This window comes from [Clostridium] citroniae WAL-17108, assembly GCF_000233455.1.
GTDB classification, from domain to species: domain Bacteria; phylum Bacillota; class Clostridia; order Lachnospirales; family Lachnospiraceae; genus Enterocloster; species Enterocloster citroniae.
Genome location: NZ_JH376429.1, coordinates 97666 through 109960, shown reverse-complemented (window position 1 = coordinate 109960; position 12295 = coordinate 97666). Strand labels below are relative to the sequence as shown.

The 12295-nt window shown below is 41.6% G+C and carries 19 protein-coding genes; all 19 read left to right on the top strand.

Annotated features, from left to right (window positions below; translation table 11 throughout):
* Positions 1 to 6 precede the first annotated feature (6 nt).
* The 19 genes from HMPREF9469_RS25180 to HMPREF9469_RS25095 all read left to right on the top strand — a co-directional run bounded on the left by HMPREF9469_RS25180 (position 7) and on the right by HMPREF9469_RS25095 (position 12284).
* Positions 7 to 282: a hypothetical protein gene (locus tag HMPREF9469_RS25180; RefSeq protein ID WP_007868773.1), complete on the top strand. Its 276-nt coding sequence runs from the start codon at positions 7 to 9 to the stop codon at positions 280 to 282.
* Positions 275 to 961 (top strand): hypothetical protein, encoded by a 687-nt coding sequence (locus HMPREF9469_RS25175; protein ID WP_007868771.1) that lies wholly within the window; start codon positions 275 to 277, stop codon positions 959 to 961. The genes HMPREF9469_RS25180 and HMPREF9469_RS25175 overlap by 8 nt, the downstream gene beginning before the upstream one ends.
* A gap of 3 nt (positions 962 to 964) precedes the next feature.
* Positions 965 to 1165 carry a hypothetical protein gene (locus tag HMPREF9469_RS25170; protein WP_007868769.1) on the top strand — a complete coding sequence of 67 codons (201 nt, stop codon included), beginning with the start codon at positions 965 to 967 and terminating at the stop codon, positions 1163 to 1165.
* A 2-nt stretch (positions 1166 to 1167) separates the two neighbouring features.
* Positions 1168 to 1386, top strand: coding sequence for a hypothetical protein (locus tag HMPREF9469_RS25165; RefSeq protein ID WP_007868766.1), 219 nt, complete (start codon positions 1168 to 1170; stop codon positions 1384 to 1386).
* A 158-nt stretch (positions 1387 to 1544) separates the two neighbouring features.
* On the top strand, positions 1545 to 1919 hold the full coding sequence (locus HMPREF9469_RS25160) for a hypothetical protein (protein WP_007868764.1): 375 nt from the start codon (positions 1545 to 1547) through the stop codon (positions 1917 to 1919).
* A 123-nt stretch (positions 1920 to 2042) separates the two neighbouring features.
* Entirely contained in the window at positions 2043 to 2246 is a 204-nt protein-coding gene (locus tag HMPREF9469_RS25155; RefSeq protein ID WP_006781013.1) for a hypothetical protein, read from the top strand.
* A gap of 3 nt (positions 2247 to 2249) precedes the next feature.
* Entirely contained in the window at positions 2250 to 2513 is a 264-nt protein-coding gene (locus HMPREF9469_RS25150; RefSeq protein WP_006781012.1) for a hypothetical protein, read from the top strand.
* Between the two features lie 343 nt (positions 2514 to 2856).
* Complete coding sequence (locus tag HMPREF9469_RS32515; RefSeq protein WP_006781011.1) at positions 2857 to 3033, top strand: hypothetical protein; 177 nt, start codon at positions 2857 to 2859, stop codon at positions 3031 to 3033.
* A 258-nt stretch (positions 3034 to 3291) separates the two neighbouring features.
* The gene (locus tag HMPREF9469_RS25145) at positions 3292 to 3813 is read left to right on the top strand and encodes a hypothetical protein (RefSeq protein WP_007868760.1); all 522 of its coding nucleotides are present in this window, start codon (positions 3292 to 3294) and stop codon (positions 3811 to 3813) included.
* Positions 3814 to 3826: 13 nt separating this feature from the next.
* Positions 3827 to 4621, top strand: a complete 795-nt coding sequence (locus HMPREF9469_RS25140; RefSeq protein WP_007868758.1) for a DUF4839 domain-containing protein — start codon at positions 3827 to 3829, stop codon at positions 4619 to 4621.
* A gap of 162 nt (positions 4622 to 4783) precedes the next feature.
* A complete protein-coding gene (locus tag HMPREF9469_RS25135; protein ID WP_007868756.1) occupies positions 4784 to 5074 on the top strand; it encodes a hypothetical protein in 291 nt (96 codons plus the stop codon).
* Positions 5046 to 5603: a PD-(D/E)XK nuclease family protein gene (locus HMPREF9469_RS25130; protein WP_007868754.1), complete on the top strand. Its 558-nt coding sequence runs from the start codon at positions 5046 to 5048 to the stop codon at positions 5601 to 5603. Before HMPREF9469_RS25135 ends, HMPREF9469_RS25130 begins: the two co-directional genes overlap by 29 nt.
* A gap of 3 nt (positions 5604 to 5606) precedes the next feature.
* The gene (locus tag HMPREF9469_RS25125; RefSeq protein ID WP_007868752.1) at positions 5607 to 8354 is read left to right on the top strand and encodes a helix-turn-helix transcriptional regulator; all 2748 of its coding nucleotides are present in this window, start codon (positions 5607 to 5609) and stop codon (positions 8352 to 8354) included.
* A 9-nt stretch (positions 8355 to 8363) separates the two neighbouring features.
* Positions 8364 to 8615: a hypothetical protein gene (locus tag HMPREF9469_RS25120; RefSeq protein ID WP_007868750.1), complete on the top strand. Its 252-nt coding sequence runs from the start codon at positions 8364 to 8366 to the stop codon at positions 8613 to 8615.
* Between the two features lie 276 nt (positions 8616 to 8891).
* Positions 8892 to 9230: a hypothetical protein gene (locus tag HMPREF9469_RS25115; RefSeq protein WP_006781004.1), complete on the top strand. Its 339-nt coding sequence runs from the start codon at positions 8892 to 8894 to the stop codon at positions 9228 to 9230.
* Positions 9220 to 9636 (top strand): hypothetical protein, encoded by a 417-nt coding sequence (locus HMPREF9469_RS25110; RefSeq protein ID WP_330363694.1) that lies wholly within the window; start codon positions 9220 to 9222, stop codon positions 9634 to 9636. Before HMPREF9469_RS25115 ends, HMPREF9469_RS25110 begins: the two co-directional genes overlap by 11 nt.
* A gap of 22 nt (positions 9637 to 9658) precedes the next feature.
* The gene (locus HMPREF9469_RS25105; RefSeq protein WP_007868742.1) at positions 9659 to 10198 is read left to right on the top strand and encodes a phage head-tail connector protein; all 540 of its coding nucleotides are present in this window, start codon (positions 9659 to 9661) and stop codon (positions 10196 to 10198) included.
* Positions 10195 to 10527 (top strand): DUF7211 domain-containing protein, encoded by a 333-nt coding sequence (locus HMPREF9469_RS25100; RefSeq protein WP_007868739.1) that lies wholly within the window; start codon positions 10195 to 10197, stop codon positions 10525 to 10527. Before HMPREF9469_RS25105 ends, HMPREF9469_RS25100 begins: the two co-directional genes overlap by 4 nt.
* Before the next feature lie 11 nt (positions 10528 to 10538).
* Positions 10539 to 12284, top strand: coding sequence for a terminase TerL endonuclease subunit (locus tag HMPREF9469_RS25095; RefSeq protein ID WP_007868738.1), 1746 nt, complete (start codon positions 10539 to 10541; stop codon positions 12282 to 12284).
* Positions 12285 to 12295: the final 11 nt, after the last annotated feature.

Below are 12295 nucleotides of genomic sequence, written 5' to 3'. Positions count from 1 at the left end.
AAAGCGATGATTGAAAGTTTGTTAAAAGAACTGGGAGAACGCCATTTTGAAATTCTTTGGAGATATGAGAGCGCAACGAATTCTATCGTTATTCAGATGGATAAAAGAGACTGTCATCAACGGCATAGGTTGGTTCGTAAAGTTATGTTCGATGACTTTCGTCGTATTAGAAGCAATCAGTTTGAATTTGTTATAGTTCAATTTTTAAAAGACATGGCTCAGGAATTGGAGTATCAAATTAAAGTTGCAGCGGAACCCATGAAAGGAGAAGACAATGATTAAAATTGAAAATGTTGAAGTTATGGGATGGGAACACGCTATCCGCGGAATGCGGAATCCGATGAACAGTTGGGAGAAATCGGATAGTGGAATCTGCAAAGGTGGGGATGATGGTATCGGATGTGAGAACTGTGCCAATTATGATTCCTGCGAGCATACATATGATCATTCCTGGCAGCTCGGTAAAGCAGACCACGATTTGATGATGCGGCTTGCGGATGCGAGGTATCGGCGAATGATTACGGTGAATCTGGACATCACGGCTCCGTTGTATTGGTGGAAAGATTTTTATACCTACGAGGTTGGTATAGCTGTTGATACTCGCTCTGCGATGTCTGAACTGGCTGCGAAGGCGTTTACATTGGACGATTTCTCATGTGAGCATCTGGTCGATGAAGGTGACAACTGCTGGTTTTGTAATTTGGACGTCATCATCGATTCATTAAATTCGGCACGAGAGATGTTTTTAATAACCAAAGACAAGAAATATTGGTGGCAGATGATTCAGCTTCTTCCCGCGTCCTATCATAATCAGAAACGTACTGTGATGACGAATTATGAAACACTAACCAGTGTTTATCCCATGCTAAGAAATCATGAGCTGGATGAGTGGGTAAAATTCTGCAAGTGGATTGAGGCGCTTCCATATTCAGACATTATCATTGGTAGAATGTGGAGATAAAACATGATTCAATACTATGAGTCTATATTTTACAACACCTTGGAAGAACTATTAGCAACTTGGAAACCCAACCATCCGGATGTTTTGCGGTTGAAAGCAAAATATGGAGAAGGTATTCAATTTAGTACCATCGCACATCGAAGTGGTGTGAAGCCTCAATTTGAACTGAGTTGCTACAAACTAAAAAAATTAAAAGGAGCGTAATAATGACATCTATTCAATATGTGATTTTATTTAGCCTTGTATATCTTTATGTATATGCTCTGATTTGTAGAATCTGTAAATGCATTGAACATTGTGCTACCGCCAGAGCTTATTCTAAATTAAGAGAAAACGGAGTTATGACTAAAATGAGCGATGTTGAGGCGGGCATTATTAAAATCGGAAAAGAGAAGGAGGATGCAAGAAAAAATGTGGAGTCATAAGTTAGTAAAAAATAAAATCCATGCCGTTCTGTTTATTCTTCTAGGAGCGTTGTCAGTCCCGATTGAATGGGATGCAACGTTCTTTTTATTTACCCTGATTATAGGTGGATATCTGTTCTTTTCGAAAGAGAATTGGATTTATGAAGGAGAGGAAGACGATGGGACGAGCCGAGAGAAGACGTGCTCAAAAGTTAAAGCAAAAAGAGAAAACCACTACATACAATCTCACAAAGGCACAACTCGATGTCATGGTTCGGGAAAAAATCGGAGACGAACTTATCAGAGTAAAGCAGGAGGCTACCGATGATGCGGTAAATACTGCGATGGTTCTGCTTCTGACTTTGCCATTGGAAGTGTTGATGGACCATTATTGGACAAAATCCTATGCGAAGAGAATTCCGAAGTTCACCGAACGAGTTCTGGAATACTACGAACGCTGGCAAAATGGTGAGTTGGATATGGAAAAACTGAAAGAGGATTTGTGGGAATATGGTGGTGTGAAATTAGTTGAAAGTGAGGGTGAAGCAACATGAAATGTGTAATGGGAGTTATTGCGTGTATTGTTGGGCTCGTGGGTCTGATCGGACTGATTGTGTTAAAGGCGACCAGCTCTTCTGCAACTTATATGGACGATTCATTCCGGTGGGGAGGACGAGATGGGCGTTAAAAATGATTATCGTAAAAATGCAGAAGGGTATTCCGATCCGACTGCCTGTGAAGCACTGAGAAACATTGAGCGGGAAGAAGAACGGTTCCATAAGCTGCTGGATACGATTTTTACTCTTTGTGAACTGTCCGACTTCCACGTTGAAGAGCGGATCGTCATCAAGGACAAACGAACCGGGCGAATTTGGAGGTAGCTTATGGATATGACTGATTTACAGCGAGCGATTGATACACTTGTAGAAGTTTGGGAAAAGTTTACAGCATCTATAAAAGAGATGGCGGATGCTCTGAACAAGGCGTTTGGAGTTTCGACACCTGAGAAAGAGAAGAAAAAGAGTCTAGGTTCTCCGGCTCGATATGGGATGTCTTTGCGGAAATCTCGAAGAGAATCCTTCGTTAAGCAGTATTCGTATCGGCCAATTGTTCAGAAACACTTACCTTATCAGAGAAGGAACTATTGAAAATCGTCCGTACAAAGCTTGAAAGTGGGTGAAAATCACGCCCACTTTTGGGTTTTGAAAAATGGGCTTTGACCACTTTTATGTGGGCTTTTTGAGAAACGCAGGGAATTTTGGGGAAGGATTCGGACGATTTTGGTCAAATTTGTGGCCATTTGCCCACTTTCTGCCCACTTTTAAAACCCCGATTTGGTCAGTAAAAACCCAGTATTAATGCGGGTTTGCGGGCTCAAAGCCCACTTTCCCACTTTTTTTCTTAAACTATTATGATAGAAAGTTTAAAAGTATATAGTAATAGCGCAAAAAAAGTGGGTTTTTGGCCACGAGCAAAAAAATGGAGGAAATCATGAGCAAGATTAGTTGGGAGAGCTTGTATGAAAATTTTAAGTCAATCTATCCAAGGTTGTCGCGGTCATCCGTATATTTTCGTCCGTTCGGTTATATGAGTATAGTAGTGTATTTTGAGAATGGAATGAAGATGGTCTATGATGATCTCAGAAAACAGGCATATATCACAGCTTAAAGAAAATGTCAAGAGATAATGAAAAATTTCTTTTCTTCTGGAAAAATTTGTGATATACTGTAAGAGCCACACAATCTAATATAGAATCCGTTTAAGGGAATTCACTTTGGTAAAAGGTGTATTCTCTCTTTACTCATACCTTAAACGGAACGAGATTGTGTGGCAACAATGGGAGAACACTTTTTTAGGTGCGTCTCTTGTTGGGGCCGCACCTTTTTTATTGCGCCAAAATCTATCTGACTAGAGGACGGTGACATTGTGGATAGACCATATACAGAAATACAAGTTCTAAAAAAATTAGATATTCCTGACTTTCGTCATCTGACAAAGGATAAAGTCATAGCATTTGCTACAATGATTCCGGGAATGGAACCTGAAGTGGCAAAGAAGGCTTTAGAGCAGTTTCCTAACTTCGTATCGATATCTCTTGAAATTATGAAAGAGTATCGGGGTATTCTACAACAGTTGATGAATGATGACAGGGATGGTGCGGAAATATGTTACGATATGTATAATCGTGTGATGAATTCTCTTGAGTGTATTCTTGAAAATGACAATTTGACCTTTAAAGAAAAGACTTACATACTCGAACAAATGAGAGAGGTTGCCGATGAAATATCGAAAAAGGATTCCGAAAAGTCGGCTAACCGCATAAAGTTAATAGGGATTGTGAGTGGAGTGGTGGCGGGTGTTATTACAGTTTTAGGTACCGCCATTGGGGTCAATTTAACTTCTAAGCAAAACAATATTCCCGGCGATGACGAAGAAGAAAACCATTAAAAGGAGATTGAAAATGAAAAAGATTGTTATGTTTATGATCGCAGCAATTATGACGTTTTTGCTTATTGCTTGCTCTGATTCTCAGACACATGATGGCGAAGCAAAGACACCTTCTGCATCGGGAGCTCAAAAAGGAAGGGATTATCAGTCAGTTGTTGAAGATTTTGAAGAACGTGGATTTACAAACATATCGTTAGTTGCTCTTGATGATTTAATAACAGGTTGGCTGACGAAAGATGGAGAAGTTGAAAATGTTTCTGTAGATGGTGATGAAAATTATTCCGCTGATAAATGGTATTCAAATGATGTAGAGGTTATTATTACTTACCATACATTTTCGGAAGAGAGTGATTTGGAAGAAGATGAGGAGTCGAAGGAGTCAATAAGCGAAAAAGCCGAAGACAAAGCAGTAGAATCGATACTCACAATTGAAACTTGTGCTGATCTCGAAAAACTTTTATCGACTGAAGGAGAAATAAACGATTTTTATTCCACTTTTGCAGAACAATATAAAGGCTCAACGATAGTATTCGATGGTTGTATTACCTACATTACAAACCATGGCGATTACGATACTCGATATGATATTTTGATGAGCGGCGGTAATTATGTAGATGATGAAATGGTCAATCCTGGACCAATCTTTAAGTTTGAAGATGTGAATACTTATGGAATGGGAATCGAGGATTTATATCTTCCTGATTATATAAGTGTCGGATCAAATGTACATGTGACCGCTGAAGTTGAGTATTTTAGTGAGAATGAAGGTGTTTTTTATCTAAATCCTGTGAAAGTTGAGTCCCGATAAAATAAAGAAATTATTTAGCCTGTACCTATTGGAATTGGGGTACGGGCTATTTTTATGTTTTCATTTGTTTCTTTTTGCGCGCGAAAAATACATCGACTGTTATGAAGAGAGAGGGTTAAAATGGCCATTCTCTCTTTTATTTTGGAGAAAGGAGGCTTACTTATGCTGGAAAGCGAATTTCAGAATAAACTGATCCAAGAACTGAAAAAAATGTTCAAAGGCTGCATTGTAACAAAACTGGATTCCAGCCACATTCAGGGAATTCCTGATTTGCTGATCCTTTATAACAATAAGTGGGCCACTTTAGAATGTAAGAAAAGTGTTCGCGCCAAGAAACAACCAAATCAAGAATATTATGTTGGACGAATGAACGAGATGTCGTTCTCAAGATTTATTTGTCCTGAAAATAAGGAGGAAGTGTTACATGATCTTCAACAAGCATTCTGCTCTTGAAGGGCAACACGCCTTTCTTGGCGCAAGTAAATATCACTGGATCAACTATGACGAATCCAAAGTTGCAGAATCGTATTCAAAATTCCTTGCAACTCAAAAAGGAACAGAGCTTCACGATTTTGCGGCAAAATGTATCACACTTGGACAGAAACTTCCGAAGTCCCAGAAAACATTGAATATGTATGTGAATGATGCCATAGGATTCAAGATGGTTCCTGAGCAGCCTCTTTTCTATTCGGAGAATTGCTTTGGAACAACAGATGCGATTGCATTTCGAAATCGTATGCTTCGCATTCATGATTTAAAAACCGGCGTCATTCCTGCGCACATGGAGCAGCTTGAAATATATGCTGCTCTTTTTTGTTTGGAATACAAAATCAAGCCAGCCGACATTGAAATGGAACTTCGGATTTATCAGAACAACCAGATTCTTTATGAGAATCCAACGGCTGAAACCATTGTTCCCATCATGGACAAGATCATCACATTCGACAAAGTAATCAACAAAATCAAAGAACAGGAGGGCTAACTTATGAATCCGATTGCAGAAGAAATTTTGATGCATTATGGAATGCCCCGCCGTTCCGGTCGTTATCCGTGGGGATCTGGTGATAATCCGTATCAGCATAGTGGAGATTTTCTGAGTCGAGTGGATGAACTGAAAAGTCTGGGTATGAGTGATACCGAAATTGCAAAAGCCATGGGTTTAACCACCACTCAATACCGTACGCAGAAATCGTTAGCAAAAGATGAACGTCGTGCGCTGGATGTGGCGAGAGCAAAATCTCTTCGAGAAGATGGTTTGAGCTTAAATGAAATTGCGAAAGAAATGGGCTTCGCAAACGACTCTTCTGTTCGTTCGCTTTTGAATGAAAATTCTGAGGTTCGTATGAACCAAGCTAAGACAACTGCTGAAATTATCAAAAAGCAAATTGACGAAAAAGGCATGATTGATGTTGGTGCCGGTGTGGAACGTGAACTTGGAATTTCCAAGGAGAAACTGAATGAAGCACTCTATATGCTGGAGATGGAGGGTTATCCTGTTTACGGCGGACGAGCGGATCAGGTAACAAATCCTGGGAAGAAAACAACGCTTCGTGTGATTTGTCCTCCTGGAACAGAGCATAAAGAGATTTACGATTTTGAGAATATCAATTCTCTGAAAGATTATGTCTCTCATGATGATGGGGAATCTTTTGATCCCAAATTTGTTTATCCCAAAAGCATGGATTCAAAGCGGTTGCAGATTCGGTATTCGGAAGATGGCGGCGAATTGAAGGATGGTGTTGTGGAAATTCGAAGAGGTGTTGACGACCTGTCTCTTGGAGAATCCCATTATGCTCAGGTTCGCATCTTAGTTGACAAGACACACTACATCAAAGGGATGGCGGTTTATTCAGATGACCTTCCTGATGGTGTGGATGTTATGTTCAACACCAATAAGAAAAAAGGGACACCTAAAATGGATGTTCTGAAACCAATCAAAGATGACCCGGATAACCCGTTCGGTTCTTTAATTAAAGAGGGAGTTAATGACCCGGATAACCCCACTACTGAAAGAGGAGGTCAGAGTTACTACTATGATAAAAATGGGAAGAAACAGCTTTCCCTTATCAACAAGCGAGCAGAAGAAGGGGATTGGGGCGAATGGGCAGACAAGCTTCCATCTCAGTTTCTGTCGAAACAGAGTAGAACTTTGATAAAGAAGCAGTTGAATTTAGCGGCCGCAGACAAGCAGTCTGAATTTGATGAGATTTGTTCTCTTACGAATCCAACAGTGAAAAAGGTTCTTTTGAAATCTTTTGCTGATGACTGCGATGCAGCCGCTGTTCATTTACAGGCAGCCGCTCTTCCCAGACAGAAGTATCAAGTTATTCTTCCATTGACATCTATCAAAGACAATGAGGTCTATGCTCCGAACTACAAGAATGGAGAAACAGTAGCTCTTGTGCGGTATCCGCATGGTGGAACTTTTGAGATTCCAATCTTAACTGTTAATAATAAGCAGCCAGAAGGAAGAAGAGTTCTTGGGAATACACCGACAGACGCTATTGGCATTAACAAAAAGGTTGCTGACCGTCTTTCCGGAGCTGACTTCGATGGCGATACTGTCATGGTGATTCCTTGTAATTCTTCTAATAGTAGGGTGAAGATTACTTCTACTCCACAATTAAAGGGGTTGGAAGGATTCGATCCTAAGATGTCTTATGGGACCGTTAAGAAAGGTGACGATTATTGTAACAGCAGCGGTCAGAAGATTAAGATTATGAAAAATACCCAGACAGAAATGGGTAAGATTTCAAACTTGATTACTGATATGACTTTGAAAGGTGCTACTCAAGATGAGCTTGCAAGAGCTGTACGTCACAGTATGGTCGTCATCGATGCAGAGAAGCATAAGCTAGACTACAAGAAGAGTGAGCAGGACAATGGTATTACGGCTTTGAAGAAGAAGTACCAGGCTCACGATGACGATGATGGTTATGGCGGAGCTTCTACGCTGATTTCTCGTGCCAAGTCTGAGACTTCTGTGTTGAAAAGAAAAGGAAGCCCGATCATTGACAAGGAAACCGGAGAGCAAAGCTGGAAGAGCGTCAGGGAGGAGTACATAGATAAGAACGGAAAGACCCAGGTGCGGACTCAAAAGAGTGCCAAGATGGCAGAAACCAGAGACGCTCGCACTCTCTCATCTGGGACACCACAGGAAGAGGCGTATGCAGACTATGCAAATACCATGAAGTCTCTGGCTAATCAGGCCCGCAGGGAGATGGTTAATACTGGAAAGATAGCCTACTCTGCTTCAGCAAAACAGACCTACCAGACAGAGGTTGATTCTCTTATGGCTAAGCTTAATGTAGCTTTAAAGAACGCCCCCCGCGAGCGTCAGGCACAGACCATGGCGAATTCTATTGTGGCCGCTAAGAAGATAGACAACCCTGATATGACAAAGGCTGAAATCAAGAAGGCTAATCAACAGGCCCTTACTGCGGCCCGTACTGCTGTTGGTGCCAAGAGAACCCCTGTCGAGATTACAGATCGTGAATGGGAAGCGATTCAAGCCGGCGCTATCAGCGAGAACAAGCTTACCCAGATTCTCAACAGTACAAACATAGATACAGTCAGACAGAGAGCTACCCCTCGTGCAACAACAACCCTTAGTTCTGCCAAAGTAAATCGTATTGCGGCGCTGAACGCTTCTGGCTATAGCACTGCTGAGATAGCAGCGGCTTTGGGTGTTTCCAGTTCTACTGTGTCGAAGTATCTGAATGGAAAGGAGTGAACAAAGTAAATGGCGAAGAAGTGTATGCTTACAACCATTGACAATCCTTTCGATCCATTTGAACAGTTCACTTCATGGTTACTGTTTGATGAGGAAAAAGGTTATCATTCATGTTCGTATCTTGGTAGAATTGCCAGAACCTCGGACCAACTCTCCGATGAAGAGAATGACTTGGAAGTTGAACGAGCAATTGATGAGATCGTAAAATACGATTTCCGAAACATTTACAAAAAAGTTACGCGAGACGCGGGGGCTGTCTAGGTATCAGATGGTATAGGGGGGGGTAGCAAAAATCGCACCCCCTCCGTCATCGCGGCGGTCTTTAAAAATTCCCCGGGGGTATTTTTCGGAGAATGTTTTTACCTTCCGGCAGTATTTAACAGAGCTCATAAGGTTGGCTAAGTAATAAGCTGTGGTTCTTTTTACTCTTTTTTCTCCTTTCGGTAAAAAAGTTACAGTCAGCCTTGTGGGTTCTTTTAAATACTGCCGGAAAACTTTTATGAAACTATTGAAGAACAGACGGGAAGGAGGCAGTAAATGGCTAGAAAAGTAAAGAGTTCTGAATCGACAGGTTCTTCCAAAAAGATTCGTCCTGCTTTGACTCCGGAAGCAAGGGAACTTCAGATGATTTCTTTGGCTGTTGACCTGGCTGAAAGACAATTGCTGGAAGGGACTGCTTCTTCTCAGGTCATTACTCACTATTTGAAACTGGGCTCTTCCAGAGAGAAGCTTGAGAGGGAGAGACTGGAGGAAGAGAACAATCTGTTGCGGGCAAAAGTAAGAGCTATTGACTCCACAGATGAGATTAAAGATCTCTATAAGGACGCCATCAATGCGTTTCGTATATACAGTGGACAGGGTAACGATGATGATTAGGACATATTCGGAATTATCAAAATTGAAGACTTTTAAAGAACGATACGAGTATCTTCGTTTGGGCGGAGTCATCGGGGCAGACACGTTTGGGTTTGACCGATATCTGAATCAGATTTTCTATCGGTCTATGGAGTGGAAGTCAGTTCGTGATTTTGTGATTGTGAGAGATAACGGATGTGACCTCGGAATAGAAGGTCATGAGATATATGGGAAGATATTGATTCACCATATGAATCCGATTTCCGTGGAGGATATTTTAAAGAGAAGTGATTTTCTTTTAAATCCAGAATTTCTCATCTCAACAATTCTTACAACACATAATGCCATTCACTATGGAGATGAAAGTCTTCTTGTCGCAGAACCTATTGTTCGAAGCAGAAACGATACATGTCCCTGGAAACTTTGATGGAGAGGAGATCATAGAGATTATGGAAATTATAGAGAGTATATTGACTTCAATCAAAAAGATGCTTGGTATTACGGAAGAATATGAACATTTCGATTCAGATCTTATCATGCATATCAATTCAGTGTTTATGATTTTGACACAACTTGGGGTTGGTCCGCCATCGGGATTTTCCATTCGGGATAAAACTTCTATATGGAAAGAATTCGTCTCCGATGAGACAAAATTTCAGTTAGTAAAATCATATATGCATTTGAAGGTAAAGCTGCTGTTTGATCCTCCTTTGAGTTCCGCTGTAATGGCGTCTATGGAAAAGATGATTGCTGAGGCGGAGTGGAGACTGAATGTTGCAGCGGAAACTGACGAAGAAAAGTCCGAAGAACACGAGTCCTACGATGGCGAGTATAGGGTAACGCCGAAAGCGTTCCAATCTCAAATGCTGGATACTGAGAATAAAGTTCTGGATCGAAATATTGTGGTAACAGAAGTTCCGTATTACGAGACTGGGAACGCAGCAAACGGAGTGACATCATATATCGCAAAGGAGGGAGATTCAAAATGAGTAATGAAGCATTACTACAGCATCACGGGATTCTTGGAATGAAATGGGGCGTCCGAAGAACTCCCGAACAGCTTGCAAGAGCAAGCGGAAAGAAGACGAGTTCCGATGATGAGGTGAAGAAGATGTCTGATTCGGAACTCCGCTCAAAGATCAACCGTCTTCAAATGGAAAAGCAGTATAAACAGCTTACCAGTTCAGAAATTTCTGTCGGTAGAAAGTTTGTACAGGATGTGCTGACCAATGCCGCAAAGCAGACCGCCACCAATTATGTATCGAAGTACATGACGAAGGGAATTGACGCGGTCATCAAGAAAGCAACAAGCAAGTAGGTGATTCAATTATGGCATTATCAAACACTGCCGTTCCCAAATACTACGGCATGTTTCGGGATGCCGTAATCAGGGGAGAGATACCGGTTTGTAAAGAAATCTCTATGGAGATGAACAGAATTGACGACCTAATAGCCAATCCTGGTATTTACTATGATGACCAGGCCGTCGAAGGATGGATTGCCTATTGCGAATCAGAACTAACATTGACGGACGGTTCTGATTTGAATTTGCTGGACTCGTTTAAATTGTGGGGTGAGCAGCTTTATGGATGGTACTACTTCGTCGAACGAAGTGTGTGGGAGCCAAGTTCTGACGGACATGGCGGCCGATATGTGAATAAAAGAATCAAGCAGCGTCTGACGAAGAAACAATATCTTATCATTGGGCGAGGAGCTGCTAAATCTTTGTATGACACCTGTGTTCATTCCTATGGGCTGAATATCGACACATCCACGACTCATCAAGTCACGACAGCTCCTACCATGAAACAGGCGGATGAAGTAATGTCACCTTTTCGCACTGCGATTACAAGGTCGAGAGGTCCATTGTTCCGGTTTCTGACAGAGGGCTCTTTGCAGAATACGACTGGTTCTAAAGCAAAGAGAATGAAATTGGCCTCCACCAAAAAGGGTATTGAGAATTTTCTCACAGGTTCGCTTTTGGAAGTGCGGCCAATGTCCATCGCAAAGCTTCAGGGATTACGACCTAAGATTTCTACAGTGGATGAGTGGCTGTCCGGTGATACCAGGGAAGATGTGGTGGGCGCTTTAGAGCAAGGAGCATCGAAATTGGATGACTATATCATTGTTGCCACGAGTTCAGAGGGAACAGTGAGAAATGGAGCAGGCGATACAATCAAAATGGAGTTGATGGACATTCTTAAAGGAGAATATGTCAATCCACATGTTTCCATTTGGTGGTATAAGCTTGATTCCATTGATGAAGTTGGAAATCCAGACATGTGGTTGAAGGCGAATCCCAATATCGGTAAAACGGTAAGCTATGAGACCTATCAGCTCGATGTGGAAAGAGCAGAGAAGTCTCCGGCGGCCAGAAACGATATCTTGGCTAAGAGATTTGGATTGCCGATGGAGGGCTACACCTATTACTTCACATATGAAGAAACTCTTCCTCATAAGAAGAGAAGCTATTGGCAGATGCCCTGCTCTTTGGGAATTGATTTGTCGCAGGGGGATGACTTCTGTGCTTTTACGTTCCTTTTCCCGTTATCGAATGGTTCCTTTGGAGTTAAAACCAGGAACTACATTTCTTCATCGACTCTGATGAAACTTCCGGCAGCAATGAGAATTAAATACGACCAATTCATGGATGAAGGAAGCCTGATTGTCCTAGAGGGAACCGTTTTGGATATGATGGAAGTCTATGAAGATTTGGATAACCATATCACAGAATTTGGCTATGACGTTCGTTGCTTGGGGTATGACCCGTACAACGCAAAGGAGTTCATTGAGCGATGGTCTTCTGAAAATGGTCCGTTTGGAATCGAAAAGGTAATACAGGGTGCTAAGACAGAATCCGTTCCTTTGGGAGAGTTAAAGAAACTTTCTGAGGAGCGGATGCTTTTGTTTGATGAAGAACTTATGACCTTTGCAATGGGGAACTGTATCGTTATGGAAGATACGAATGGAAATCGTAAATTGCTGAAAAAGCGATATGACGCAAAGATTGATGCTGTGGCAGCTATGATGGATGCGTTTGTTGCTTTCAAGCTGAACAGAGATGCTTTTGAATAGGAGGTGACGAT

Excerpts from the sequence above, each read along its gene's own strand:
- HMPREF9469_RS25180 (WP_007868773.1), top strand. The coding sequence starts at position 7 with ATGATTGAAAGTTTGTTAAAAGAACTGGGAGAACGCCATTTTGAAATT.
- HMPREF9469_RS25175 (WP_007868771.1), top strand. The coding sequence starts at position 275 with ATGATTAAAATTGAAAATGTTGAAGTTATGGGATGGGAACACGCTATC.
- HMPREF9469_RS25170 (WP_007868769.1), top strand. The coding sequence starts at position 965 with ATGATTCAATACTATGAGTCTATATTTTACAACACCTTGGAAGAACTA.
- HMPREF9469_RS25165 (WP_007868766.1), top strand. The coding sequence starts at position 1,168 with ATGACATCTATTCAATATGTGATTTTATTTAGCCTTGTATATCTTTAT.
- HMPREF9469_RS25160 (WP_007868764.1), top strand. The coding sequence starts at position 1,545 with ATGGGACGAGCCGAGAGAAGACGTGCTCAAAAGTTAAAGCAAAAAGAG.
- HMPREF9469_RS25155 (WP_006781013.1), top strand. The coding sequence starts at position 2,043 with ATGGGCGTTAAAAATGATTATCGTAAAAATGCAGAAGGGTATTCCGAT.
- HMPREF9469_RS25150 (WP_006781012.1), top strand. The coding sequence starts at position 2,250 with ATGGATATGACTGATTTACAGCGAGCGATTGATACACTTGTAGAAGTT.
- HMPREF9469_RS32515 (WP_006781011.1), top strand. The coding sequence starts at position 2,857 with ATGAGCAAGATTAGTTGGGAGAGCTTGTATGAAAATTTTAAGTCAATC.
- HMPREF9469_RS25140 (WP_007868758.1), top strand. The coding sequence starts at position 3,827 with ATGAAAAAGATTGTTATGTTTATGATCGCAGCAATTATGACGTTTTTG.
- HMPREF9469_RS25135 (WP_007868756.1), top strand. The coding sequence starts at position 4,784 with ATGCTGGAAAGCGAATTTCAGAATAAACTGATCCAAGAACTGAAAAAA.
- HMPREF9469_RS25130 (WP_007868754.1), top strand. The coding sequence starts at position 5,046 with ATGATCTTCAACAAGCATTCTGCTCTTGAAGGGCAACACGCCTTTCTT.
- HMPREF9469_RS25125 (WP_007868752.1), top strand. The coding sequence starts at position 5,607 with ATGAATCCGATTGCAGAAGAAATTTTGATGCATTATGGAATGCCCCGC.
- HMPREF9469_RS25120 (WP_007868750.1), top strand. The coding sequence starts at position 8,364 with ATGGCGAAGAAGTGTATGCTTACAACCATTGACAATCCTTTCGATCCA.
- HMPREF9469_RS25115 (WP_006781004.1), top strand. The coding sequence starts at position 8,892 with ATGGCTAGAAAAGTAAAGAGTTCTGAATCGACAGGTTCTTCCAAAAAG.
- HMPREF9469_RS25110 (WP_330363694.1), top strand. The coding sequence starts at position 9,220 with ATGATGATTAGGACATATTCGGAATTATCAAAATTGAAGACTTTTAAA.
- HMPREF9469_RS25105 (WP_007868742.1), top strand. The coding sequence starts at position 9,659 with ATGGAAATTATAGAGAGTATATTGACTTCAATCAAAAAGATGCTTGGT.
- HMPREF9469_RS25100 (WP_007868739.1), top strand. The coding sequence starts at position 10,195 with ATGAGTAATGAAGCATTACTACAGCATCACGGGATTCTTGGAATGAAA.
- HMPREF9469_RS25095 (WP_007868738.1), top strand. The coding sequence starts at position 10,539 with ATGGCATTATCAAACACTGCCGTTCCCAAATACTACGGCATGTTTCGG.